The organism is Amycolatopsis rubida, assembly GCF_900115345.1.
Lineage (GTDB): Bacteria > Actinomycetota > Actinomycetes > Mycobacteriales > Pseudonocardiaceae > Amycolatopsis > Amycolatopsis rubida.
Genome location: NZ_FOWC01000005.1, coordinates 470090 through 495284, shown reverse-complemented (window position 1 = coordinate 495284; position 25195 = coordinate 470090). Strand labels below are relative to the sequence as shown.

The following is a 25195-nucleotide window of genomic DNA, read 5'->3' as shown; positions in this document are numbered from 1 at the left end:
TCACAGGTGGTGGGCGAAGGTCTCGTACGCGGCGTCCGGTTCGCCGGTGGGCTCGAAGTGGCTGATGTTCTCCAGCGACGTCCACCATTCCTCGCGCGGCCGCCAGTTGGCGCGCACCCGCATGCCCATCCGGACCTCCTCGGCGGCACAGCCGAGCACGAGGTGCAGGAAGGCGATGTCGGCCCCGTCGAGCAGGATGTACGCCGCGACGTACGGCGGTTTGATGCGCTGGCCGAGGAACGGGACGTTGACGATGCAGAACGTCGTGACGATGCCGGTGTCGGGCAGTTCCACCTCGTCGGTGGTCGGCACGCCGTCCACCGGGCACGCGCCGCGCGGCGGGATGTAGACCTTGCCGCACTCGGGGCAGCGCTGGCCGAGCATCCGGCCTTCGGCGAGGCCGCGCAGGTACCGGCTTTCCTCCGGCGACGCGGAATGCTGGTATTTCAGGTGCACCGGCGTGATGATCACGCTGACCGGCGCGCCTTCGTCGCGCTTCGCCACCGGCGGGGGAGCCTCGGTGGGCGTGGTGTCCGGCGCGCCGGAGGGCAGGAAGTACGCGATGTCGCGGATGTGGCCGACGGTTTCGTCCGCCCACCGCACGCGCACGCGTTGTCCGATGTGGACATTGTCCGGGGAGCCGGCGTCGAGGGCGTGCAGCAGACTGGTGTCCGCGCCGTCGAGTTTCACCAGCACCCAGGCGAACGGACGCGACAGCGGCTGGCCGTCGAGCGGATCCGCGCACCAGGACCAGGAAACGACAACGCCTTCCGCGGCGACCGGGACGAACTCCGTCAACGGGTCCGCGGTGGCCGGGTCGTACTCGACCGGCGGCACGTGCACGCGTCCGTCGCTGCCGCGCACGCCTTCGATCCGGCGTTCGCGCAGCGCGTTGACGAATCGGCCGAGCACCGGGCCGGTCGAACGGGTGTAGTCGAAGCCGACGTTGAGCGGCGCCGACAGAGGGGCATCCGAAACCGTCACGACTTCGAGTGAAACACGTTCTCGAATCCGAGGCAAGGAACCTGTTGTGTCTATGTGGAACGCGTTCTAGATTTGGGAACTATGGACCTGGGACTGTGGACCATCGCCGCGGCCGAGCCCGCCCGGGTGGCGCTGGTGGATCCGGACGGGCGGGAAATTTCCTACGGCGATCTGACGGCGAAAGCCAACCGGTACGCCTCGGGGCTGCGCGAACTCGGCCTCGGCGTCGGCGATGCGGTGGTGCTGCTGCTGCCGAACGGCGACGACCTGGTCGCGGCGTACTTCGCGGCGATCCAGACCGGGCTGTACGTGGTGGTGGTGAACTGGCATCTGGTCGGACCGGAAGTCGCGTACATCCTCTCCGACAGCGGAGCCAAGGCGTTTCTGGCGCACGAGCGGTTCGCCGACGTCGCGGTGGCCGCGGCCGACGAAGCCGGACTGCCCGCTTCGGCGCGGTTCTCGGTCGGCTCAGTGCCTGGCTTCCGCCGCGTCGAGGAGCTGGGCGCGGGGCTGGGCGAGGGGCGGCCGGACAATCGGACCGCCGGATCGCCGATGCTCTACACCTCGGGCACGACTGGGCGGCCCAAAGGCGTCAAGCGGCCGTTGACCGGGGCGGATCCGGATCAGGTGCCTGCTGCTTCGACGTGGTTCTTCGGCGTGTTCGGGCTGCGGCCGTTCGACGAGCACGTGCATCTGTGCGGGTCGCCGCTGTATCACACGGCAGTGTTGAATTTTGTGGCTATTTCGCTGCAGCTGGGGCATACCGCGGTGCTGATGGACCGGTGGGACGCCGAGGAAATGCTGCGGCTGATCGAACGGCATCGGGTTACGCACAGCCATATGGTGCCGACACAGTTCCGGCGGTTGCTTGCCCTGCCGGAGGCGGTGCGCGGGAAGTACGACCTGAGCTCGCTGCGCGTGATGATCCACGGGGCCGCGCCTTGTCCGCTTGAGGTCAAGCGGCAGATGCTTGAGTGGTGGGGGCCGGTTGTCACCGAGTATTACGCGGCGACCGAAGGCGGCGGGACGGTGATTTCCGGCGAGGACTGGTTGCGGAAGCCGGGGTCTGTCGGGTTGCCGTGGCCGGGGTCGACGATCCGGATTCTTGATGACGGCGGGCACGAGGTGCCGGTCGGCGAGACCGGTGCGGTGTACATGAAGATGGGCGATTCCAAGTTCGAGTACCACCGGGACAAGGCCAAGACGGAGAAGGCACGCGTCGGGGATCTGTTCACGCTGGGCGACGTCGGGCATCTCGACGAGGACGGGTATCTGTTCCTGCACGACCGCAAGGCCGACATGATCATTTCCGGCGGGGTGAACATCTACCCGGCGGAGATCGAGGGCGAGCTGGTGATGCATCCGAAGGTGGCGGATGTGGCGGTGTTCGGGGTGCCGCACGAGGATTGGGGGGAGGAGATCAAGGCCGTCGTGCAGCCCGCGGACGGGGTTGAGGGGTCGGCTGAGCTGACGTCCGAGCTGCTCGCGTACGCGGAGACTCGGTTGGCTCGGTTCAAGTTGCCTCGGTCGGTCGACTACTTGCCGGAGCTGCCCCGGGATCCGAACGGGAAGCTTTACAAGCGGAAGTTGCGGGAGCAGTACGTGTCGTGAGGTGGGGGCCACCACCCCGAAGCTTGAGTGTTTTTGGCTTCGTATCGGGGTGGTGGGGGTGTGGGTGCCTTGATGAGCCGGGTGCGTTGGCCGCGGTTGGTGGTGGGGGTGCACGGTGTGGGTGGGTGGTAGCGGTGGGGTTCGCGGGTGGCGGTTTAGCGCCCCACTGTGGCGTTGGGTGCGTGTGACGCACTGAATGTGGGCTTGCCCCGTTTTGACGGACAGGGTTGTTGTGTGCCGTGGTTAGGCTACTTGTGTGTGGTTGTGGTGGGTTTCCCAGGTTGCTGGGCTGTGGTAGTCGAGGCTGGAGTGTCGTCTGCGGGTGTTGTACCAGCCTTCGATGTAGGTGAAGATTGCTTTGCGCGCCAAGGCTTTGGCGGGCCAGGCCTGCCGGTCGAGCAGTTCGGTTTTGATGGTGGCGAAGAATGATTCGGCGACGGCGTTGTCCCAGCATTCGCCTTTGCGGCCGACTGACAGGCGGACGTCGAGTTCGCGTGCGAGGCGTGCGTACTGGCCGGAGGTGTACTGGCATCCCCGGTCGGAGTGGAAGATCACTCCGGGGCCGGGCCGGCGTTGGGTGACCGCGTTGCGCAGCGCGTGGTCGATCAGGTCGGCGCGCAGGTTGTCCGCGGTCGCCCAGCCGACGACCTTGCGGGAGGAGATGTCGATGACCGTGGCCAGGTAGAGCCAGCCTTCCCAGGTGTGGATGTAGGTGATGTCGCCGCACCAGCGTTGGTTGACGGCGGTGCCGCGGGCGAAGTCGCGTTGGATGAGGTCTGGCGCGGGGCCGGCCCCGGGATCGGGAATCGTGGTAGTGCGCCAGCGTCGGGCCGTCCGGCCGCGCAGGCCCTGGGCGCGCATGAGCCGGGCGATCCGCTTCCGTCCGTGGCGGTCCCCGTCCGCGGCCAGTTCCGCGTGGATTCGCGGGGCGCCGTAAGTGCCGGCGGAGCAGGCGTGGATCTCGGCGATCTTCCGCGAGAGGGCGGTGTCGTCGCGGTCGCGCCGCGACCCGGCGGCGGCGCGGTGGGCGTAGTAGGCGGCTCGGGAGACCTGAAGCAGCTCACAGGAACGTTTCACGTTGCCGGCGGTGCCGGCGTTCTCCGCCTCGATGAACGGGTACACGTTCACCGGGTCTCGTTCGCGAAGAAAGCCGTGGCTCGTTTCAGGATCTCGACGTCTTCGCGAAGCCGGCGGTTCTCCGCCTTCAACGCCGCCAGCTCGTCCAGCTCGCCGCTGGTCCGGCCGTCGGTCCGGGTCCCGGCGTCGATCCCGGCCTGCTTGATCCACTTGCGCACCGCGGAATCGGTCAACTCGAAATCGTGCACCACCTGCGGGACCGACCGCTCGCCACACTGGCACATCCCCACGATCTCGGCCTTGAACTCCGGCGTGAACACCCGCCGAGACCGCTGAGGCCTCTTCTTGCCCATGGACACCATGATGAACATCCTTCCCAGAGACGCTGCCCGCGCCCCTCATCCGAGATGTCCGTCAAAACGGGTCACGCCCAATGCCAGTGAGGGGAACCCTGCGGGAATCGGATTCCCGCAGGGTCCCCCTCACGTACGTGGGTCAGCGGGCTTGGAAGTGGGGTTTGCGCTTTTCGGTGAAGGCTTTCGGGCCTTCCTTCGCGTCGGCTGAGGCGAAGACTTCGATGCCGTACTTGGCGTCCAGTTTGAAGGCTTCTTCCTCGTGCATGGCCTCGGTGTCGCGGATGGTCTTGAGGATCGCGCGTATCGCGAGCGGGCCGTTGTCGTTGATCAGTTCAGCGAGTTCCAGCGCGCGAGCCAGCGCTTGACCGTCGGGGACGACGTGGCCCACCAGGCCGATGTCGCGTGCCTCCGCGGCGGTGATGTGCCTGCCGGTGAGGAGGAGGTCGGCGGCGACGGTGTACGGGATCTGCCTGGGCAGCCGCACGGCCGAGCCGCCCATCGGGAACAGGCCCCAGCGGGGTTCGGAGACGCCGAATTTCGCGCTCTCCGCGGCCACCCGGATGTCCGTGCCCTGCAGGATTTCCGTGCCGCCCGCGATGGCGGGGCCTTCGACGGCGGCGATGAGCGGTTTGGTGAGGCGACGGCCCTTCAGCAGGCCCTCGATGCGGCTCGGGTCGAAGGAACCGTTCGAGAACGACTTGCCGGGGGCGTTGCGGGACATGGATTTCAGGTCCGCGCCCGCGCAGAACGCGCCGCCGGCGCCGGTGAGGACGCAGCTGCGCACCTGGTCGTCGGAATCCACCCGGTCCCAGGCCTCGACCATGATCGAAAGCATTTCGCCGGTGAGGGCGTTGCGGGCTTCCGGGCGGTTCATCGTCACCACGAGGGTGCGGCCTTCGAGGCTGACGAGTGCGTGGGGTTCGGCCACCGGGGCCTCCTTCTCAGCTGGCCGGGGTCATTGCCCAGAACGATAACATGTTCTACTTTGGGTGCGTGGCACTCAACATCGCGGATCTACTCGAGCACGCCGTCGACGCCGTGCCGGAACGCGTCGCGGTCGTGTGCGGCGGACGCCAGGTCAGCTTCGCGCAGCTGGAGAAACGCGCGAACAAGCTGGCCCACCACCTGGCCGCGCACGGCGTGGGACCCGGTTCCCACATCGGTGTCTATTCCCGGAACTCCATCGAGGCACTGGAAGTCATGTTCGCCGCGTACAAACTGCGCGCGATCGCGGTGAACGTGAACTACCGCTACGTCCACGGAGAACTCCGCTATCTGTTCACCAATGCCGACCTGGTGGCGCTGGTGCACGAGCGGCGCTACTCCGACCGGGTGGCGGCGGTGCTGACGGAAACGCCAAAACTGAAACACGTTGTAGTCGTCGAGGACGGTTCGGACACGCCGTACGAGACGGGCGTCGAGTACGAGTCGGCGCTTGAGGGCGAGTCGGACGAACGCGACTTCGGCGAGCGCAGCGCCGACGACCTGTACATCCTCTACACCGGCGGCACCACCGGTTACCCCAAGGGCGTGCTCTGGCGGCACGAGGACATCTGGCGCGCGCTGGGCGGCGGCATCAACTTCGTCACCGGCGAGTACGTGCCGGACGAATGGACGCTCAGCGAGCAGGGCAAATCCGGTTCGCTCGTGCGGCTGCCCGCCGCGCCGCTGATCCACGGGGCCGCGCAGTGGGCCGCGTTCGGTGCGCTGTTCACCGGCAGCCCGGTGGTGTTCGTCCCGCAGTTCGACGCGCACGACGTGTGGCGTGCGGTGCAGGAACACAAGGTGCAGGTGCTGACGATCGTCGGCGACGCGATGGCGCGGCCGCTCGTGGAGGCCTATCGCTCCGGCGATTACGACGCGTCGTCGCTGGTCGCGGTGTCGAGCCACGCGGCGCTGTTCTCGCATTCGGTGAAACAGGAATTCCTGGAGATGCTGCCGAACGTCGTGATCACCGACGCGATCGGTTCCTCGGAGAGCGGATTCACCGGAATCGGCATGGTGGGCAAGGATTCCGACCATTCCGCCGGGCCCCGGGTGAACTTCGGCAAGGACGCGATCCTGCTCGACGACGACGGCAAGCTCGTCGAACCGAAACCCGGCGCGATCGGGCTGATCGGCCGCCGCGGCCACGTCCCGCTCGGCTATTACGGCGACCCGGAGAAAACCCGCACGATCTTCACCGAAGTGGACGGCGTCCGCTACGTCGTGCCGGGAGACTACGCGCGCTACGAGGAAGACGGCACGGTCACATTGCTGGGCCGGGGATCGCAGTGCGTGAACACCGGCGGCGAAAAGGTGTATCCGGAAGAAGTCGAGGGCGCGCTGAAATCGCACCCGGACGTTTTCGACGCACTGGTCATCGGCATCCCGGACGACCGGCTCGGCCAGCGCGTGGCCGCCGTCGTCCAGCCGCGTCCCGGCGTGCGGCCGGATCTGGCCGCGCTGGAAGCGCACGTGCGGACTGAGGTCGCCGGGTACAAGGTGCCGCGGACGGTGTGGCTGGCCGAGGAAATCGGCCGTTCGCCGAGCGGGAAGCCGGATTATCCGTGGGCCCAGCGGTACGCCGCCGAACACGAACCCGCCTAGGAGGGCGCATGCGCACATCGTTGTGCGACCGGTTCGGCATCGAGGTGCCGATCTTCGGATTCACCCCGTCGGAACACGTCGCGGCCGCGATCAGCCGCGCGGGCGGCATGGGCGTGCTGGGCTGCGTCCGGTTCAACGACGCCGCGGAACTCGACGCGGTGCTGTCCTGGATGGACGAAAACACCGGCGGAAAGCCTTACGGCGTCGACATCGTGATGCCGGCGAAGATCCCTTCCGAAGGCACCCAGACCGACCTGAACGAGCTGATCCCGCCGGGGCACCGGGAATTCGTCGACAAAGTGCTGAAGGATCTCGCGGTCCCGCCGCTGCCTGACGACACCGGCGAACGCGCCGGGGTTCTGGGCTGGCTGCACTCCGTCGCCCGGTCCCATGTGGACGTCGCGCTGAAGCACCGGATCAGCCTGATCGCCAACGCACTGGGCTCGCCCCCGGTCGACGTGATCACCCGCGCCCACGAGGCGGGCGTCCCGGTGGCGGCCCTCGCGGGAAAGGGCTCGCACGCCGTGCGGCACGTCGACAACGGCGTGGATCTCGTTGTCGCACAAGGACACGAGGCAGGCGGCCACACCGGCGAGATCGCGACCATGGTGCTGGTCCCGGAGATCGTGGACGCGGTCGGCGACCGCGCCCCGGTCCTGGCGGCCGGAGGAATCGGCTCCGGCCGCCAGGTCGCCGCCGCACTGGCCCTTGGCGCGTCGGGCGCGTGGATGGGCTCGTACTGGCTCGCGACCCAGGAGTACCTCCAGACGATGCCCGAATCGGAGGCGATGCAGAACGCACTGGTCGCGGCGACCTCCGCGGACACCGTCCGGACGCGGATCTACACGGGCAAGCCCGCCCGCCTGCTGAAGACCCGCTGGACGGAGGCCTGGGCGGCGCCGGGTGCGCCGGAACCGTTGCCGATGCCGTTGCAGAACCTGCTGGTTTCCCACGCGCACAACCGGATCCACGCCGCGGCGGACCCGTCGGTGGTGTCGATGCCGGTGGGCCAGATCGTCGGCCGGATGGACCGGGTCCGCCCGGTGGCCGAGGTGCTGGCGGATCTGGTGCGGGGATTCGACGAGACGCTCTCCCGGCTGGACAAGATCCGCTGAGCTTCAGGCGAGGCGCTGCTTGATGAAGAGGGCGGCCCGGTCGAGGGCTTGTCCCGCTTCGTCGAGAGCGTCGGTGAAGGCGTGGAACACGTGCGGGACGTCGGCGGTGATGTCGAGGATCACGTCGACGTCCGCCTCGCGGGCGCGTTCCGCCAGCCGGACCGAGTCGTCCAGCAGGACCTCGTTCGTGCCGACCTGCAGCAGGACGGGCGGGAAGCCGGTCAGGTCGGCGTGGACCGCCGGGGCGAGGAGCGGCTGGGCCGGGTCCGCGCCCGCCAGGTACAGCTCGCCGGTCTCGCCCATGCTTTCCCGGGTGAAGAAGGGGTCGGCCTCCTCCTTGGTCACCAGGGACGCTCCGGAACGCGTGTGGTCGAGCCCCGGCGAGAACGCGACGATCCCGGCGGGCATCGGCAGCCCCGCGTCGCGCGCGGCGAGGGTGGTGGTGACGGAGAGACCGCCGCCCGCGGAGTCGCCGGCGAAGACGATCGAGGACGGGTCGTTGTCTGCCAGGAGGCTGCGGTAGGCGGCGAGACAGTCTTCGATCCCGGCGGGGAACGGGTGCTCGGGTGCGAGCCGGTAATCCAGTGAGAGCGCGCGGACTCCGGTGCGCAGGACCAGATTCGCGGTCAGTCCCATCGCGGTCCGCGGTGAGCCCAGCGAGAACGACCCGCCGTGGAAGTACAGGATCGTGCCCGGCCGCGGCGTGCCTGTCGGTTCGACGAGGACGGCCGGTCTCCCGGCGAGTGTGGCCGGAGTTTCCCGATGCCCGGCAGGCACGGGGCACTGGCTCATGAACGCGGCGAACCCGGCTCGCATCTGGTCGATCGAAGCCGCTTCGGGCTGTTCCGGCGCGTTCCGCAGCTTCCCGGCGATCGCACGGCGCTGTTCCCTGCTCATCTGCTCTCCTCAGGATTCCGTGGAAGTATATGCCTAGGCATATAATGCTAGACTATATGCCATGGAAGGTACTTCGGCGAACGAGGAGCTCTTCGACCATCTCGTGCGCTGCGAGACCCGGATCTACAACGCGCTGACGGAGGGACTCAAGGCCGGGCACGGCATCGGCGCGGCGCAGTTCGAGTTCCTGCAGTACCTGGGACGGCATCCGCAGTCGCGGGTCGCGGACCTCGCGGTGAATTTCGCCGTCGGGATCGGGGCGACCAGCAAGGGCGTCGACCGGCTCGAAGCACGCGGCTGGGTGCGCCGGGTGCCGAACCCGGAGGACCGGCGGTCGTCGCTCGTCGAGCTGACCCCCGCCGGGCGGGAGCTGACCGAGGCGATGGAGCAGACGTTCCGGGAACAGCTCGACGTGCTGATCGGCTCGGTGGTGGGGGAGGACCGGGCCGCGGCGGTCATCGCGGTGCTCGCCGAGCTGCGCGGGGTGCTGGAGGAGCGTGGGGTCGGGCTTCCCGCGGGTTAGGTCTCGCGGCTTCTGCTGGCGGGCTCCCGGGTCGATCGGCGCTTGCCGCATTCCGGCACGGTGGAGGAGCGGAACACGGCGACTCCGGGCGAGTTGCCAGCGTGGCATCGCGGGCTTCGTCCCAGGGGGAGGTTCGCGAGCCGCACCCGCGAGCATCCGAACGCGGGCCCAGCCGAGACCCGCCTCAGTGCCCTCCTGGCGCGCTGCGTCCGGGAGGTGCCGTAGCTTTCCTGGTGTGCTGCGCCCGGAGAACGCTGCGGCTTTCCTGGTGTGCTGCGCCCGGAGAACGCTGCGGCTTTCCTGGTGTGCTGCGCCCGGAGAACGCTGCGGCTTTCCTGGTGCGCTGCACCCGGAGCACGCCGTAGCTTTCGTTGCGCCCGGAGAGCGCCGTAGCTTTCCTGGTGCGGCGCGCCCGGAAAACGCCGCAGCTCTCCTTCCGCGACTTCTGCGAGGCGCCCGGCACAACGCCGCACAAACCGGGTGCGGAACCCCAGCTGAGTCCCGCACCCGGCTGCGTCACGCAGGGGTCAGATCTTCCCGGCCGCGGCGGCGATGTCGGAGGCGAACGTGCTCACCTCGGTGTACACGCCGGGAGCGTGGGCGCGGGCGCAGCCGTCGCCCCAGCTGACGATGCCCACCTGGATCCATTCGCCCGCTCCGTCCCGGCGGAACATCGGGCCGCCGGAGTCGCCCTGGCAGGTGTCGACGCCGCCGGTGTCGAGCTTGCCCGCGCACAGTTCGGCGTCCGGCTTCAGGTCGGCGTAGTCGCCGCCCTGGGACTGACACGTCGAGTCGTCCACGAAGGGGACCTCGGCCTTCAGCAGGTAGCGCTGCTGCGCTCCGCCTTCCTGGGCCGCGCCCCAGCCGGCGATGGTGAACGTGCCGGAGTTGTTGTCGGCGTTCTTCGCGATCGGCAGGGCCGGGATGCCGCTCACCGGGCTCGCCAGCTTGATCAGCGCCCAGTCGCCGCCGGTGGAGTCGTAGGTCGGGGAGCGGTAGACGTAGGTCGAGCGGACCTTCTTCGCGCTCGAGTCCTGCAGATCGACCACGCCGAACGTCGCGGTGATCGACGAGTCCGCTCCGGTGCGGTCGACGCAGTGCGCGGCGGTCAGCACGATCTGGTCGGTGTACAGCGCGCCGCCGCAGCCCATCGAAAGCCGGACCATCCACGGGAATTCCCCTTGGCTGGCGCGAGTCCCGCCGACGACCTGAGGCTCCGCGCCCGGCGACGGCGGCGTCGACGCCACGGCGGGCGTCGCGAATCCGGCGGCGGCCGCGAGTGCTGCCGCGCCCGCCAGTACTCGCGTGAGCATGCTGAAGTTTCGCTTGTCGGCCAAGGGGATGGTCCTTCCGGTGTCCACTGTGGAGCTTCCGCTCCCGGGGGCGGGGAGGTGTCGTGCGGTGACGAACCGACTACACCAGAGCGGCGGTAAGTGGACAACCAACTTTCTTCGGATCTTTCGGATCCTTCACCGGATCCGGCGGATTCCGGCGCGGGGGCGACGATAAAAAGCGGCCTTGACCTGGGGATGTGTGCTTATCGGAGTAACCGGGCGGAGGCGGAGCGAGGGGGACTTTCGCGCACCGCGCGCGGCGAGCAGGCCGGAATCCCCCGCCGGAAAGCGAAAACTCAGCGCACGACCCTTCGGCCGCGCACCAAGTACGCGACGACGCCCAGCCCCAGCGCCAAACACCCGCTGAGCACCGAGGCGACCGGCAAACTGAACGCCAGCACCGCACACCCCGCCAACCCGCCAGCCGCGACCGCCTTCGGCGCGGCTCCTTCGTCCCTGCGCAGGGTCAACGCGGAAGCGTTCGCCACGGCGTAATAAGCCAGCACCGCGAAGGAAGAAAACCCAATCGCACCACGCAAATCCGTCGTCGTCGCCAGTACCGCGACCACCACGCCCACCGTCAGCTCGGCCCGGTGCGGCACCGAGAACCGAGGATGGACCGCGGCCAGGAACCGCGGCAGATGCCCGTCCCGCGCCATCGCGAGCGTCGTCCGCGAAACGCCCAGCACCAAGGCCAGCAAAGATCCCGAAGCGGCCACCACGGCACCGACCCGAACCACTGGCGACAGCCACGGCACGGCCGAAGCAAGCGGGTCTGAACTCGCGCCGACCCCCTCTGGCCCCAATGTCACCAGCAGCACCACCGCTACCACGGCGTACACCACGAGCGTCAGTCCCAAAGCGAGCGGAATGGCCCGCGGAATCGTGCGGGCCGGGTCGCGGACTTCCTCGCCCAGCGTGGCCAGCCGGGCGTAACCGGCGAAGGCGAAGAACAACAGTCCGGCGGCTTCGAGCACGCCACCGCCGTGAAATGGCGTCCACGGGGAAACGTGCGTGCCGGAGAACCCGGAAACCGCGACCAAGACGAGCACCGCGAGCGTGAGACAAACGATCACCCGAGTAGCCAAAGCGGACCGGTGCACGCCGAGGTAATTCACGCCGGTGACCAAACCGATCACGCCCACCGCGAGCAGGCTCCGCCAAGGCTGGCCAAGCCCGGGTGCGGCGTAAGCGACGACGGTCAGCGTCATGGCCGCACAACTCGCCGTTTTCCCGGCGACGAAACCCCAACCCGCTAGGTATCCCCAAAATTCACCCAGGCGAGCGCGTCCGTACACATAGGTGCCACCGGATTCCGGATACAGCGCGGCGAGCCGGGCGGAAGAAGCCGCGTTGCAGTAAGCGACTAACGCGGCCACGGCGAGCGCGGGCAGCAATCCCGAACCCGCGGCACGCGCGGCCGGGGCGAACGCGGCGAAAACGCCTGCGCCGATCATCGAACCGAGGCCGATGAATACGGCGTCGGCGAGGCCTAACCGGCGGGCCAAAGGCATTGCGGGATCCTCCCGTGGGGTCAGTTCGCGAGACAGCGAACCACGCGCCGCGCGTCTGGCATAGGCTCGGGTCTCGTGCCCACGTCTTCGCCGCTGTCCCGCCTGTCCGCCGACGGACCGGTCCGCGACGGCATCCCGGATCACGGCCGTGTGCCGCGCTACTACGCGGTCAAAGTCGAACTGCTGGCCGTCATCGCCGAATTGGGCGAAGGGAGCGCGCTGCCCACGGAACGCGAACTGTGCGAACGGTTCGAGGTATCCCGCGCGACGGTGCGGCAAGCAGTGGGCGAGCTGGTTCTCGAAGGCAGGCTCTCGCGACGGCAGGGGAGCGGCACGTACGTCGCCGCGCCGAAGCTGGTCCAGCCGCTCGCGCTCGTCAGCTACACCGAAGGCCTGCGCCGCCAAGGCATCCGGCCCGGCCGCACGCTCATCACGCTCGAACGCCGCGCCGCGGGCACCGGATTGGCCGCCGACCTGCGGATCGAACCGGCCGCCGAGGTGATCCACCTGGAACGCGTCCTGCTCGCCGACGACGAGCGCGTCGGCCTCGAATCGACCTTCCTCCGCGCCGACAAGTTCCCCGCGCTGCCGGAGGATTTCGACCCGGAGCAGTCGCTGTACGCGTACCTGCGCGACGAACTGGGCGTGGTCTTCGACGGGGCCGAGGAACGCGTGGAGACCGTGCTCGCGACACCCCGCGAGGCGCTGCTCATCGGCACGAACCCGGCGCTGCCGATGCTGCTGATGCACCGCGTGTCGTGGGGTCCGGACGGCGAGCCGTTCGAGCGGGTCCGGTCGCTGTACCGCGGGGACCGGCTGAGTTTCGTCACGCGACTGAGCCGCGTCGAGTAGCTGTCACATCCGGTGCGGCTGGTTCGTTCCCTCAGCATCGAACGGAGGGACCACCATGGAAATCGCACTGTGGACCGCCCAGGTGGCGCTGGCCTTGCTCTTCGCCCTGTCCGGCGCGGTGAAGTCGGCGATGTCGCGGGAGCGGCTGCTCAAGACGGGGCAAACCGGGGTGGCGGCGTATCCGATGCCGGTCGTGCGCTTCGCCGCGATCTGCGAACTCGTCGCGGTGCTCGGCCTGATCCTGCCCCGGCTGACCGGGATCGCCCCGGTGCTCACCGGGTGGGCGGCGGTCGGCCTGGCAGTGGTGATGGCCGGCGCGATGGCGGGGCACTGGTGGCTGGCGGTCACTGAGCGCCGCCCGGCGGAGTACCGCAACGTCGCGGCGAATGTCGTGATCCTGGCGGTTTGCGTGTTCGTCGCCGCCGGGCGGCTGTGAAGATAACGGAACAGTAACTCATCTGGTCCAATATTCGAGGCTGCTTCACCTGGCGTTCCCCGTGCCGACAGGCTCCGTTGAGCGCGGGCGGCGACTGTTGCGGCCGTGCGAATCCTCATCGTTGGCGGCGGCGTGCTCGGCACCCAGCACGCCTGGCAGGCCGTGGAACGCGGCCACGAAGTCCTCCAGCTCGAACGCGAGCCGGAGGCGCGCGGGGCGTCCGTCCGCAACTTCGGGCTGGTCTGGGTCGGCGGCCGCGCCGCCGGCCCGGAGCTGGAGACGGCGGTGCGCGCCCGGGAGCTGTGGGAGCGGATCGGCGAACGCGTGCCCGCGCTGGGTTTCCGGCCCAACGGCTCGCTGACGGTCGTCCGCACCGATGCCGAACTGGCCGTCGCGCAGGAGGTCGTCGCCGGACCGGAGGCGGCGGAGCGCGGCTTCAAACTCCTCGACACGAAGGAGGCTCGGGCGCTGAACCCCGCTCTGCGCGGCAACTTCACCGGTGCGTTGTGGTGCGAGCGGGACGCGGCGGTCGAACCGCGGACCGCGCAGCCTGCGCTCCGTGAAGCACTCGAAGCGAGCGCGCGTTACCGCTGGCTGCCGGGTCGCGAGGTGCGGAACCTGACGGAAAACGGCGTCGTGGACGATCACGGCGAGCGGCACGAAGGCGACGTCGTGGTGTTCTGCACCGGTGCTTGGCTCGGCGGGCTGGTCCGCGAGATCGCGGGCGAGATCCCGGTGCGGCGGGTCCGGTTGCAGATGGCGCAGACCGAACCGCTCGACGAACCGCTGCCCACCAGCGTCGCGGACGGCGACAGCTTCCGGTACTACCCGGCCTACCGCGGCGCCGCGCTCGACGCGATGAACGAAGGCCAGCCGCAGGGCGAAGCCGCCGCACGGAACGCGATGCAGCTGCTGATGGTGCAGCGTCGCGACGGCTCGCTCACCATCGGCGACACGCACGAGTATGCGCAGCCGTTTTCCTTCGACGTCACCGAAGATCCGTACGAACACCTCGCCGAAGTAGCGGGCGAGTTGCTCGGGCGGCCGCTGCCGGCGATTCGCCGCCGCTGGGCCGGCGTGTACGCGCAGGCAACCGACCAGGCCGCAGTGGTGCACCGGGAACGCCTGTCCGGCAACGCTTTCCTCGTCACCGGCCCTGGCGGCCGGGGAATGACCTGCTCGCCCGCAATCGCCGAAGACACCGCGAAGGAGCTGGACTGGTGACCACCGAACTCGTCGTGCTCGACATGGCCGGAACCACCGTCGCGGACGACGGACTGGTCGAACGCGCATTCACCGCCGCGATCGCCGCCGCCGGAGTGTCCGAAGAGGACGAACGATACGTCGGAATGCTCGACTACGTCCGGGAGACCATGGGCCAGTCGAAGATCACCGTGTTCCGTGCGCTGCTCGGCGACGAGGACCTCGCCCAGCGCGCGAACGCCGGATTCGAGGGCTCGTACGGACGGCTGGCCGAGGCCGGGGAGTGCAAGCCGATCCCCGGCGCCGAGGAAACCATCCGCGGCCTGCGCGAGCAGGGTGTCCGGGTCGCGTTCACCACCGGCTTCGCACCCACGACTCAGCGCGCGCTGCTGGACGCGCTCGGCTGGCACGACCTCGCCGACCTCGCGCTCGCTCCGGGCGACGGCGTGCGCGGCCGTCCCTACCCCGACCTTGTCCTCGCTGCGGCGCTGAAACTGCAGGTCACCGACGTCCGCACGATCGCGGTCGTCGGCGACACCCCCGCTGATGTCCGGACTGGCCTCGCCGCCGGCGCCGGAATCGTCGCCGGAGTGCTCACCGGCGCCAGCGACCGCGGCGAGCTGGAAGCCGCGCGCGCCACCCACGTTCTCGACTCCGTCTCCGCCCTCCCCGCCGTGCTCGATCTCGAAGGAGCCACCCAGTCATGAGAATCCGGAAAGCGGCCGTCGTCGCTCTCGTCGCTGCCCTCGCCGGCCTGCTGTCCGCGTGCGGCGGCACGGCGGGCGGCGCGTCCGGCGACCAGACCGTCACCGTGTACACCGCGGACGGGCTGGAAGACTGGTACAACGCCCGGTTCGCCGAGTTCAAGCAGCAGACCGGGATCACCGTCCAGGCCGTCACCGCCGGTTCGGCCGAGGTCGTTTCGCGCGTGGGCAAGGAAAAGGCCAACACCCAGGCCGATGTCCTCGTGACGCTTCCGCCGTTCGTCCAGCAGGCGGCGAAGGAAGGCCTGCTCGCGGCATCTGCGCCGAAGGGCGCCGACCAGGTTCCGGCCGCGCAGAAGGACCCGCGGGGCCGCTACTACGCGCTGATGAACAACTACCTCAGCTTCATCTGCAACCCGCAGCAGGCGAATCCCGCCCCGAAGACCTGGAACGACCTGCTCGACGCGAAGTATCGGGGCAAGCTCCAGTACTCGACGCCGGGCGAGGCGGGCGACGGCACCGCGGTGCTGCTGCAGGCCCAGCACGTGTTCGGCGACCAAGGCGCGCTCGAATACCTCGGCAAGCTGCAGGCGAACAACGTCGGGCCGTCGTCGTCCACCGGCAAGCTGCAGCCGAAGGTCGCGAAGGGCGAGATCCTCGTCGCGAACGGGGACCTGCAGATGAACCTCGCCGAGATCGACAAGAGCGGCGGGTTCTCGGTGTTCTTCCCAGCCGACGCGCAGGGCAAGCGGTCCACTTTCGCACTGCCGTACTTCGCCGGTCTGGTCGGCAACGCGCCGCACGCGGACAACGCGCGCAAGCTGCTCGATTTCCTGTTCTCGCCGGAAACCCAGGCGAAGGCCAGCGACGCGTACGGCATCCCGGCTCGTTCCGACGTCAAACCGCAGGGCGCGAAGGCGGAGAAGATCACCGCCGCGATGTCCGGAGTGGACATTTGGGTCCCGGACTGGAACTCGGTGCTCGGCCGCCTCGACGCCGACCTCGCCGCGTACCGGAAGGCCACCGGACAGTGACTCCGGCAGTAGAGTTCCGCGGCGTGTCCGTCCACTTCGGAGCGACGCAAGCGCTTGCCCCGCTGGACCTTTCGGTAGCGCGCGGTGAAACGCTCGCACTGCTGGGACCGTCCGGATCCGGCAAGTCGACCGCACTCAAGGCGCTCGCCGGGTTCCTGCGGCCGAGCGCCGGACGGGTGCTGCTCGACGGCAAGGATGTCACCGACCTGCCGCCGCATCGGCGCGGTCTCGGCGTGGTCGTGCAGAGCTACGCGCTGTTCCCGCACCAGCGCGTCGCCGACAATGTCGCGTTTGGACTGAAGGCGCGGAAGATGCGCCGGGCGGACGTGACGAAACGTGTCGCCGAGGTGCTGGAACTGGTCGGGATGAGCGAGTACGCGCGTCGTTATCCCCGTGAGCTGTCCGGCGGGCAGCAGCAGCGGGTCGCGTTGGCGCGGGCGCTCGCTGTCCGGCCCAACGTGCTGCTGCTGGACGAGCCACTGTCGGCATTGGACGCCGCACTGCGCGAGGACATGGTCGCGGAATTGCTGCGGCTGCGGGCCGAATTGCCGGACACGACCCTGATCTACGTCACCCACGACCAGAGCGAAGCTCTCGCGCTCGCCGACCGGATCGCGGTGCTGCGCGCCTCCCGGCTGGTCGAACTCGGCCCGTGCGAACAGCTTTACCGCCGTCCGTCGACCGGGTTCACCGCGAGCTTCCTCGGCGCGGCGAACCTGATCCCGGTCGAACTGGTGCGCGCGGACGGGACCGTCGCGACAGTCCGGCTGGCCGGGCGTGAGCTGTCCGCCGAACCGTCCGGCACGCTCCAGCCGCAGCGGCCGGTGGCGCTCGGGGTGCGGCCGCACCGGATTTCGGTCGGCGAACCCGGGCCGGGCACCTTCCCGGCGCTGGTGCGCGGTGTGCAGTGGCGCGGTTCCGGATACCGGCTCGACCTGCGGCTTGCCGACGAGGTGTGCGACATCCGCGCCGAGGTGCCGGACAGCCCGGTGCTGCCCGCGGTCGGCGACCGCGTCGGGGTGTCCATTCCGGACGGTTGCCCGCTGGTGGAGGTGGAGGGATGACCGGCCTCGCGCTCGGTACTGCCGCGGTCGCCCCGGCGCGCCGAAGCACGCGGCCGCGCCGGTACCGGATCGGCTGGCTGCTCCCGCCCGCGATCGTGGTCGCCGGATTCTTCGGCTATCCGCTGGTGCTGGTGATCCTCCAGTCGTTCACCGCACAGGACGGCGGTTTCGGGCTTTCGGTGTGGACGCAAGTGCTGTCGTCGCCGGAATTCGGCCGCGCGGTGTGGCAGACGGTGTTGCTGGCCTTGGCCGCCACGGTCGGCTGCGTGCTGCTCGGCGGGTTTCTCGCACTGGTTGTCGCGTTCGTCCCGTTTCCCGGGGCGACGCTGCTGGCCCGGCTCGTGGACACGGTGCTGGCGTTCCCGTCGTTCCTGATCGCACTGGCCTTCACCTTCCTCTACGGCGGCGCGGGAGTCTTCGGTACCGCTGGGTTCCTCTACTCGCCGTGGGGTGTGCTGCTCGCCGAGATCACCTTCTACACGCCGTTCGTGATGCGACCCGCTCTTGCTGCGTTCAGCCAGGTTCCGTCGGCGCAGCTGGACGTGGCGGCGAGTCTCGGCGCGCGGCCGGGTCGGGTGCTGTGGCGCGTTGTGCTGCCGGAAGCGCTGCCGTCGCTCGCGTCCGGTGCGTGTCTGGTGCTGCTGTTGACGATGAACGAGTTCGGCATTGTGCTGTTCCTCGGCGCCAAGGGCGTCTCGACGTTGCCGATGCTGGTGTACGGCAAGGGAATCGTCACGTTCGACTTCCCGGCCGCGTCAGTGGTCGCGGTGGTGAACGTGGTGCTGTCGCTGGTGCTCTACGCGGTCTACCGGCGGGTGGTCGGGAGAGGAGGACGTCGTGCTGCTGTGGACGCGGCGTAGCCGGTTGCTGGTGTGGCTGGTGTTCGGCGTGGTTTTCCTCGGGGTGGTGGCCGCGCCGCTGGTGATGATCGTGCTGGCGTCGCTCGCCGGGAGCTGGACCGGCGTGCTGCCCAGCGGGCTCACCGGTGCGCATTATGCCGAGGCGCTGTCCGGCGAGACGTTCGCGAGCTTGTCGGTGAGCGTGCAGACCGGGGTGCTCACGTCGCTGGTCTCGGTGCTCATCGGAACCTGGGCCGCGCTGGCCGTCGACCACGCGCCGCCGCGGCTGCGCCGGATCGCGGATTCGCTGTTCCACCTGCCGATCGCGGTGCCGTCGGTGGTGCTGGGGCTGGCGTTGCTGGTGGCGTTCAGCCGTCCGCCGGTGGCGTTCAACGGCACGCGCTGGATCGTCCTGGCCGGACACTTGATGATCCTGCTGCCCTTCGCGTACAGCACGGTTTCGGCTGCGCTGCAACGCGTTGACCCGCTGCTCGCGCAGGCCGCGGCGAGTCTCGGCGCGCGTCCGTTGCGAGTGTTGCTGCGAGTGCGGTTGCCGGTGCTGCTGCCCGCGATGTCGGCTTCGGCCGGTTTGGCGCTGGCGATGTCGATGGGCGAACTGGGCGCGACGATGATGCTGTACCCGCCGGACTGGCGGACGCTTCCGGCGACCATTTTCTCCCTCACTGACCGGGGACAGGTGTTTCTCGCGTCGGCGAGCACGGTGCTGTTGCTGGTGGTGACGCTGGCCGGGGTGGTGCTGCTGGGGCTGGTGCGGGGGAAGGCTTCGGCCCGGTGAAATAGTTTCCCGCCCGGATGCAACCTTCCGGGCCGCGAGTCCGTCCGCGATGCATGCGGACTACAGGGAAAATCGTGGGAGCGAGCGCGCTGCTGCTGACGGTCGCGGCGTGCGGGGGCAACGGAACCGTGGCTGCGCCGGTTTCCTCGGGGCCGCCTTCGGGCTCGGTGCCGGTGTCCTCGCCGCCGCCTTCTTCGCCGCCGGTCTCGCCGCCGCCGGTTTCAGCGCCGCCGAAGAGCCGTCCGACGCAGGGCGTGCCGCCGGGGGACACTGCGCCCGCGGCCGGGCAGATCAACGCTTCGGCCCTTCCGGCTGGATATCCGCACGACGTCACGCTCGCGGAGGGCGGCTCGGTCGTGGTGATCCAGGCCGAGGAAGGCGGGTGCGACAAGCTCAGCGCGAAGGCGGGGGAGCAGACGGCGACTCAGGTTGCCGTGCTGGTGACGATCACCAAGGCACCGCACGGGCAGATGTGCCCGATGCATGTGCGGGAGATTTCCTTGCCGGTGCGGCTCGCCGCGCCACTGGGCGGGCGCGAATTGGTGCTGAAGCCCGGTCCGTGAAGATCGGATGCAACCCGCCGGGACGGTCGGTCCGTCCAGGAGTCATGAGGTACTCGACGAAGCTGATCGGAACGACACGACTGGCAGGCGCGGCACTGGTGCTCACGATGGCGGCCGCGTGTGGCAGTCCGACGAGCATGGCGAACGCACCAGCGTCCGGGACCGAGACTGCGCCGCCGAGCGGCAGCGCCTCGCCCTCGGTGCCGTCGCCGGGCAAACCCCAGTTCAACCCGCCGCAAGGGGCGGCTCGGGTTCCGGACAACCGGGTGGACGGGGCCGCGCTGCCCAAGACGTTCCCCAAGGAGGTTTATTCGGACAGCGGAGGGAAGGTGCTCGTGGTGCGGGCTGAGGAAGGGGGGTGCGGGCATGCGCTCGGCGCGGCTGTTGAGCAGACCGCCCAGCGGGTCGTGGTGGATTTGAGCGAGACCAAGGCGCAGACCGGGCAGATGTGCACTATGGATTTGCGGCATCCGGTGATTTCGGTGCCGTTGGGGGCGCCGTTGGGCGAGAGGACTGTGGTTTTGAAGCAGTCTCCGCCTCGGTGATGTTCCCTTGGTGACGGTGGGGTCGGACGGCTTCGTCGGGGGGTCGTCCGGCTCGTCGCCTGGCGGCGACGTTGCGGGTTGAGTGGTTGTGTGGGCACCCCGAAAGGTGAGTGTGACTACGGCGCGGGGGTGCTTGTCCAGGCGGGAAAGATGCCTGGACAAGCACCCCCGCGCCGTGTTTGTGGCTTCGTATCGGGGTGGGGGGAGTGCGGCTGCCTGGGTGGGCGGGTGCGTTGGCTGCGGTGTGGGGGCGGGTGCGCGCGGCTGGGGTGGGTGGTTGCGGTGGGGTTCGCGGGTGGCGGTGTAGTGCTGCGATGTGGCGTTGGGTGCATGCGGCGCACCGAATGCCGCATCGCAGCGGTGGGCGGGGTGGCTCCTTGAGGAATCTGAGTCCGTGAAGGGGCCCTTCACGGGCGTGGGCGGCGAGTGAGGGGAACCCTGCGGGGATCAGATTCCCGCAGGGTTCCCCTCACGGACTTCCTGGCAGGCGAGTCCACAGTGGACTTGCGGGGGTTGTCGAGGGGTGCGTCGATGGCCGTGGGAGCTGTGCGGCCCTAGGGTTGCGATATGGGAACTCGCCAGGTTTCGCGCAGTGCTCTCGTCGCCGCGCCGCCGGAACGGATTTTCGCGTTGCTGGCCGATCCGGCGCAGCATCCGCTCATTGACGGGTCGGGCACGGTGCGGGCCAGTCGCGGATCGGCACCGGCGCGGTTGTCATTGGGGGCGCGGTTCGGCATGGAGATGCGGATGGGCGCGCCGTACCGGATTCAGAACACCGTGGTCGAGTTCGAGGAGAATCGGCTGATCGCCTGGCGGCACTTCTCCGGGCATCGGTGGCGCTGGCTGCTTGAGCCGACGGGGGACGGACGGACCGAAGTCACCGAGACCTTTGACTGGTCGACTGCTCGGTCGCCGCTGGCGATTCGGTTGCTCGGTTTTCCGAAGCGCAACGCCGAGGCCATCGAGAAGACTCTCGCCCGGTTGGGCGGGATGTTTCCCGGATGACCTCGGCGTCGCCGGGGGTCAGCGGAAGCTGATCTGCAGGACCGGTTCGCTGGTTTCGGAGAAGAAGTCGTTGCCCTTGTCGTCGATGACGATGAACGCGGGGAACTCTTCGACCTCGATTTTCCAGACTGCTTCCATGCCGAGTTCGGCGTACTCGAGCACGTCGACCTTCTTGATGCAGTCCTTCGCCAGCCGTGCGGCCGGGCCGCCGATCGAGCCCAGGTAGAAGCCGCCGTGTTGCTCGCAGGCGGCGGTGACCTGCTTCGAGCGGTTGCCCTTCGCCAGCATGACCAGCGAACCGCCCGCTGCCTGGAACTGGGCGACGTAGGAGTCCATCCGGCCCGCGGTCGTCGGGCCGAACGAGCCGGACGCGTAGCCGTCGGGGGTCTTCGCCGGGCCCGCGTAGTAGACCGGGTGGTCGCGGAGATACTGCGGCATCTCCTCGCCCGCGTCGAGGCGTTCGGCGATCTTGGCGTGGGCGATGTCGCGCGCCACGACCAGCGGGCCGGTCAGCGACAGGCGCGTCTTCACCGGCAGTTGCGCCAGCTGTGCGCGGATCCGGTCCATCGGCTGGTTCAGATCGACCGACACGACCTCGTCGGACAGGTCTTCCTCGGTGACGTCCGGCAGGAAGCGGGCCGGGTCGCGTTCGAGTTGTTCGATGAACACGCCCTCGCTGGTGATCTTCGCCTTCGCCTGGCGGTCGGCCGAGCAGGACACCGCGACGCCGACCGGGCAGCTCGCGCCGTGCCGGGGCAGGCGGATCACCCGGACGTCGTGGCAGAAGTACTTGCCGCCGAACTGCGCGCCGATGCCGAACTGGCGCGTCATCTCCAGCACCTGCTGCTCGAGGTCGCGGTCGCGGAACGCGTGGCCCAGCTCGGAACCCTCGGCGGGCAGGTTGTCCAGGTAGCGCGCGGAGGCCAGCTTCGCGACCTTGAGGTTGAACTCGGCCGACATGCCGCCGACCACGATCGCCAGGTGGTAGGGCGGGCACGCGGCGGTGCCCAGGCCGCGCAGCTTCTCGTCCAGGAACCGGGCGAGCCGCTTCGGGTTCAGGACCGCCTTGGTTTCCTGGTACAGGAACGTTTTGTTCGCGCTGCCGCCGCCCTTGGCCATGAACAGGAACTCGTAGGACGGATCCGTCGCTTCCGTGTCTTTGTGGTACAGCTCGACCTGCGCGGGCAGGTTCGTGCCGGTGTTGCGCTCTTCCCAGAAGTTGATCGGGGCCATCTGCGAGTAACGCAGGTTCAACTGCTGGTAAGCGTCGAAAATGCCCTGCGACAGCGCGCGCTCGTCGTCGCCGCCGGACAGCACGCCCTCGGTGCGCTTGCCGATGACGATCGCGGTGCCGGTGTCCTGGCACATCGGCAGCACGCCGCCTGCCGAGATGGCCGCGTTGCGGAGCAGGTCCATCGCGACGAACCGGTCGTTGCCGCTGGCTTCGGGGTCGTCGACGATCGCGCGCAGCTGCTGCAAGTGCGACGTGCGCAACAGGTGCTGGATGTCGGTGATCGCCGTGCGCGCGAGCGTCGTCAGCGCCTCCGGATCGACCTTCAGAAACTTCCGCCCGGCGGCTTCGACGGTCTCGACGCCGTCGGCGGTGACCAGCCGGTATTCGGTGGTGGTGTCCTTGCCGAGCGGCAGGACTTCGGTGTGCTGGAACGTGGTGGGCGGCACAGCGAGGCTCCTTTGCCCTGATCGGGATTGGCTCACGGTACTCAGCGGGTTCCGCCCGGTCGCACGGGCGCGGGGACGCTGTGGGATAGCGCACTCCGCGGGTTTTCGGGCAGGCATAGTCGGGAGGCCGGGCCCACCCCGACGGACCCGACCTCCCGGGGAAGCGGACCGGATGCGCACACATCCGCCCCGCGTGACTAACGGGACCCCCGCCGGCGCGTTGACCGGACGCCGCACAGCGGAGGTTGTGAACGCTTGCTACCCACTGCCCAGAACGGCCAAACGCGAATTCCACGATCGGGTGCGCGGAGTGGTGACGGGATTGCGGTGAGTGTCAGTCAAAATGGGATAAAGGGGATAAATCACGGCACGGTGGGAGGACTGTGCGTTCGGAAGGGGCTGAAGTGGCCCATGGGGCTCAAGAGGCTGGTGAGGCTGGTGGTGTTGATGAGGTGATTTGTCGGCAATTCGACTCGGCTGTTTTCGGGGCGGGAGACGGCGGAAATCGGGGGCTGGCCGCGGCGACACTCCCGGTTCGAGAGCCGATCGACCCCGCAGTCTTCAGGGCAGGAGGCTGCGGAGGTCGGGGCTAGCCAGGACGCAACCCGCGGTTCGGGAGCCGATCGACGCTGCTGTTGGGGGCGGCGGACTGGGGAGGTCGGGGCTGGCTGCGATGAGGCTCCCGGTTCGGGAGTCGAACAATGCCGCCGTCGGGGCGGCGGACTGGGGAAGTCGGGGGCTGCCTGCGATGAGACTCCCGGTTCGAGAGCCGATCGACGCTGCCGTTGGGGCGGCAGACGGCGAAATCCGGGCCGGATACGACGAAACTCGCGGTTCGAAACGACGCCGCCGTCACCGGGGCGGCAGACGGGGGAAATCCGGGGCCGGGCACGACAGAACCCCCGGTCCGAAAGCCGAACCGGGGGTTCTGCGCAACCAGCGGCGCGAACCGCTGCCCACCGAAACAATCTTTGGCCGAAGGTCTCCGTCCCGCCTGACCGGGCCCACCCGGTGCCTGCGGAAAAAACCCTGGCCTGCCTGTCCGCGTGCTTGCCGCGACCCGCTCACCGGACCCCACGCCCGGTCAGTCCGCGCACCAGCCCGAATCAGCCCGCTGACCGGCTTCTCCGCCCTCCCCGGAAACCCGGGCCCCGAACCCCGGCCCCGGAGAGAGAGAAGAAACTCAGCTGGCGTAGGCCCGCAGCCGGTCGGCCCGCTCGCCCTGGCGCAGCTTCGCCATGACCTCGCGCTCGATCTGCCGCACGCGCTCGCGCGACAGGCCGAAGTGCTTGCCGATCTGGTCGAGCGTGCGCGGCTGGCCGTCGTCGAGGCCGTAGCGCAGCCGGATGACGTGCTGTTCGCGGTCGTCCAGCGTCGCGAGAACCCGGCGAAGGTCGTCCTGCAGCAGGCCGGAGATCACGGCGCTCTCCGCGTCGGTCGCCTCCGAGTCCTCGATGAAGTCGCCCAGCGGGGCGTCCTCCTCGGTGCCCACCGGCATGTCGAGGCTCACCGGGTCGCGCGACTGGTCGAGCAGGTCCGAGATCTTGTGCACCGGAATGCCCGATTCGGAGCTCAGTTCCTCGTGCGTCGCGTCGCGGCCCAGCTGCTGGTGCAGGTCGCGGCGGATCCGGGCCAGCTTGTTCACCTGCTCGACCAGGTGCACCGGCAGCCGGATCGTGCGGCCCTGGTCCGCCATGCCGCGGGTGATGGCCTGGCGGATCCACCACGTGGCGTACGTGGAGAACTTGAACCCCTTGGAGTAGTCGAACTTCTCCACCGCGCGGATCAGGCCCAGGTTCCCCTCCTGGATCAGGTCGAGCAGCGGCATGCCCCGTCCGGTGTAGCGCTTCGCGAGCGACACCACGAGCCGGAGGTTGGCCTCCAGCAGGTGGTTCTTCGCGACGTGGCCGTCGCGGATCAGCGCGCGCAGCTCCTTGCGGCGCTGCGGCGTGAGGTTCTCGACGGTGTCGAGCATGTGCTGGGCGAAGACCCCGGCTTCGATCCGCTTCGCCAGCTCGACCTCGTCGGCCGCGGTGAGCAGCGCGGTCTTGCCGATGCCGTTCAGGTACACGCGCACCAGGTCGGCGGCGGGGCTCTGGGCGTCGAGGTCGGCGTCGGTGAGCGCCCCCACGCTCACCCGCTCCTCGGTCTGCTGTGCTGGAATCCCGCGCTCGCGAATCCCGCGCGCTTCGCGTTCGAGAGTCTGGACTGACATTCTGCCTCCCCGGTCACGGGCTGAACGTGTCTCGCCGGCGCCTGCGGGACGGGGCCTGTGGAATCCCGTGTCCGCGGGCCCAGCCGGCTTGGCTGGACACTGGTCTCAACGCCCCGGGAAGCTGAAACGTTCCCGGCTCGCTGAAATGAGGACGGGCGTACCCGCCTCGCGGTTGCTCCACCAAAACTGAGGTTTTGCTGAGAACCGCTGCGCTCCGGGAAATGCGCTCTCATCGCGCTCGGTGCCTTCGATGTTACGC

The 25195-nt window shown here is 69.0% G+C and carries 24 protein-coding genes; 15 read left to right on the top strand and 9 right to left on the bottom strand.

Translation table 11 applies throughout. The features are described from left to right. Nucleotides 1–984 (bottom strand): Zn-ribbon domain-containing OB-fold protein, encoded by a 984-nt coding sequence (locus BM362_RS22785; protein ID WP_093574436.1) that lies wholly within the window; start codon nucleotides 982–984, stop codon nucleotides 1–3. An 81-nt stretch (nucleotides 985–1065) separates the two neighbouring features. On the opposite strand from BM362_RS22785, the gene BM362_RS22780 reads away from it, so the two are divergent. Further along, a complete protein-coding gene (locus BM362_RS22780) occupies nucleotides 1066–2595 on the top strand; it encodes an acyl-CoA synthetase (RefSeq protein WP_093574435.1) in 1530 nt (509 codons plus the stop codon). A gap of 243 nt (nucleotides 2596–2838) precedes the next feature. On the opposite strand, the gene BM362_RS22775 is transcribed toward BM362_RS22780, so the two are convergent. From BM362_RS22775 to BM362_RS22765, 3 genes are all read right to left on the bottom strand, one after another. Continuing rightward, complete coding sequence (locus BM362_RS22775; protein ID WP_107309553.1) at nucleotides 2839–3723, bottom strand: IS3 family transposase; 885 nt, start codon at nucleotides 3721–3723, stop codon at nucleotides 2839–2841. Then, nucleotides 3720–4025, bottom strand: coding sequence for a transposase (locus BM362_RS22770; RefSeq protein WP_167545391.1), 306 nt, complete (start codon nucleotides 4023–4025; stop codon nucleotides 3720–3722). The genes BM362_RS22775 and BM362_RS22770 overlap by 4 nt, the downstream gene beginning before the upstream one ends. Before the next feature lie 142 nt (nucleotides 4026–4167). After that, on the bottom strand, nucleotides 4168–4956 hold the full coding sequence (locus BM362_RS22765) for a crotonase/enoyl-CoA hydratase family protein (protein ID WP_067579577.1): 789 nt from the start codon (nucleotides 4954–4956) through the stop codon (nucleotides 4168–4170). Nucleotides 4957–5021: 65 nt separating this feature from the next. Between BM362_RS22765 and BM362_RS22760 the strand changes: the two genes are divergently transcribed. Together BM362_RS22760 and BM362_RS22755 are read left to right on the top strand one after the other, a co-directional pair. After that, nucleotides 5022–6617 (top strand): acyl-CoA synthetase, encoded by a 1596-nt coding sequence (locus BM362_RS22760; protein WP_208865294.1) that lies wholly within the window; start codon nucleotides 5022–5024, stop codon nucleotides 6615–6617. 8 nt (nucleotides 6618–6625) lie between these two features. Further along, nucleotides 6626–7732 (top strand): NAD(P)H-dependent flavin oxidoreductase, encoded by a 1107-nt coding sequence (locus tag BM362_RS22755; protein WP_067579573.1) that lies wholly within the window; start codon nucleotides 6626–6628, stop codon nucleotides 7730–7732. A gap of 3 nt (nucleotides 7733–7735) precedes the next feature. Here the strand turns inward: BM362_RS22755 and BM362_RS22750 are convergent, their stop codons facing one another. Next, nucleotides 7736–8629 carry an alpha/beta hydrolase gene (locus BM362_RS22750; RefSeq protein WP_093574431.1) on the bottom strand — a complete coding sequence of 298 codons (894 nt, stop codon included), beginning with the start codon at nucleotides 8627–8629 and terminating at the stop codon, nucleotides 7736–7738. A gap of 61 nt (nucleotides 8630–8690) precedes the next feature. On the opposite strand from BM362_RS22750, the gene BM362_RS22745 reads away from it, so the two are divergent. After that, complete coding sequence (locus BM362_RS22745) at nucleotides 8691–9152, top strand: MarR family winged helix-turn-helix transcriptional regulator (RefSeq protein ID WP_093574430.1); 462 nt, start codon at nucleotides 8691–8693, stop codon at nucleotides 9150–9152. A 527-nt stretch (nucleotides 9153–9679) separates the two neighbouring features. On the opposite strand, the gene BM362_RS22740 is transcribed toward BM362_RS22745, so the two are convergent. Beyond that, nucleotides 9680–10489: a S1 family peptidase gene (locus tag BM362_RS22740; protein WP_067579567.1), complete on the bottom strand. Its 810-nt coding sequence runs from the start codon at nucleotides 10487–10489 to the stop codon at nucleotides 9680–9682. A gap of 293 nt (nucleotides 10490–10782) precedes the next feature. Then, a complete protein-coding gene (locus BM362_RS22735) occupies nucleotides 10783–12000 on the bottom strand; it encodes an APC family permease (protein ID WP_093574429.1) in 1218 nt (405 codons plus the stop codon). A 75-nt stretch (nucleotides 12001–12075) separates the two neighbouring features. Here BM362_RS22735 and BM362_RS22730 point away from each other — a divergent pair, with 75 nt between their 5' ends. From BM362_RS22730 to BM362_RS22680, 11 genes are all read left to right on the top strand, one after another. After that, nucleotides 12076–12852, top strand: coding sequence for a GntR family transcriptional regulator (locus BM362_RS22730; RefSeq protein ID WP_067579562.1), 777 nt, complete (start codon nucleotides 12076–12078; stop codon nucleotides 12850–12852). A 55-nt stretch (nucleotides 12853–12907) separates the two neighbouring features. After that, complete coding sequence (locus BM362_RS22725; RefSeq protein ID WP_093574428.1) at nucleotides 12908–13288, top strand: DoxX family protein; 381 nt, start codon at nucleotides 12908–12910, stop codon at nucleotides 13286–13288. A 105-nt stretch (nucleotides 13289–13393) separates the two neighbouring features. Beyond that, a complete protein-coding gene (locus tag BM362_RS22720) occupies nucleotides 13394–14512 on the top strand; it encodes a TIGR03364 family FAD-dependent oxidoreductase (protein WP_067579558.1) in 1119 nt (372 codons plus the stop codon). Beyond that, nucleotides 14506–15198, top strand: coding sequence for a phosphonatase-like hydrolase (locus BM362_RS22715; RefSeq protein ID WP_093574509.1), 693 nt, complete (start codon nucleotides 14506–14508; stop codon nucleotides 15196–15198). The genes BM362_RS22720 and BM362_RS22715 overlap by 7 nt, the downstream gene beginning before the upstream one ends. Then, complete coding sequence (locus BM362_RS22710; protein ID WP_067579557.1) at nucleotides 15195–16229, top strand: 2-aminoethylphosphonate ABC transporter substrate-binding protein; 1035 nt, start codon at nucleotides 15195–15197, stop codon at nucleotides 16227–16229. Before BM362_RS22715 ends, BM362_RS22710 begins: the two co-directional genes overlap by 4 nt. 23 nt (nucleotides 16230–16252) lie before the next feature. Then, the gene (locus BM362_RS22705; RefSeq protein WP_244287238.1) at nucleotides 16253–17293 is read left to right on the top strand and encodes an ABC transporter ATP-binding protein; all 1041 of its coding nucleotides are present in this window, start codon (nucleotides 16253–16255) and stop codon (nucleotides 17291–17293) included. Continuing rightward, nucleotides 17290–18153 carry a 2-aminoethylphosphonate ABC transporter permease subunit gene (locus tag BM362_RS22700; protein WP_067579552.1) on the top strand — a complete coding sequence of 288 codons (864 nt, stop codon included), beginning with the start codon at nucleotides 17290–17292 and terminating at the stop codon, nucleotides 18151–18153. Before BM362_RS22705 ends, BM362_RS22700 begins: the two co-directional genes overlap by 4 nt. After that, a complete protein-coding gene (locus BM362_RS22695; RefSeq protein WP_093574426.1) occupies nucleotides 18131–18928 on the top strand; it encodes an ABC transporter permease in 798 nt (265 codons plus the stop codon). Before BM362_RS22700 ends, BM362_RS22695 begins: the two co-directional genes overlap by 23 nt. A 74-nt stretch (nucleotides 18929–19002) precedes the next feature. Then, entirely contained in the window at nucleotides 19003–19491 is a 489-nt protein-coding gene (locus BM362_RS22690; protein ID WP_093574425.1) for a hypothetical protein, read from the top strand. Between the two features lie 44 nt (nucleotides 19492–19535). After that, nucleotides 19536–20036: a hypothetical protein gene (locus tag BM362_RS22685; protein ID WP_232791583.1), complete on the top strand. Its 501-nt coding sequence runs from the start codon at nucleotides 19536–19538 to the stop codon at nucleotides 20034–20036. 567 nt (nucleotides 20037–20603) lie between these two features. Next, a complete protein-coding gene (locus BM362_RS22680; protein ID WP_093574423.1) occupies nucleotides 20604–21041 on the top strand; it encodes an SRPBCC family protein in 438 nt (145 codons plus the stop codon). Nucleotides 21042–21059: 18 nt separating this feature from the next. Here the strand turns inward: BM362_RS22680 and BM362_RS22675 are convergent, their stop codons facing one another. Further along, a complete protein-coding gene (locus BM362_RS22675) occupies nucleotides 21060–22721 on the bottom strand; it encodes a fumarate hydratase (protein ID WP_067579542.1) in 1662 nt (553 codons plus the stop codon). Nucleotides 22722–23904: 1183 nt separating this feature from the next. Continuing rightward, nucleotides 23905–24936, bottom strand: coding sequence for a sigma-70 family RNA polymerase sigma factor (locus tag BM362_RS22670; RefSeq protein ID WP_093574422.1), 1032 nt, complete (start codon nucleotides 24934–24936; stop codon nucleotides 23905–23907). Nucleotides 24937–25195: the final 259 nt, after the last annotated feature.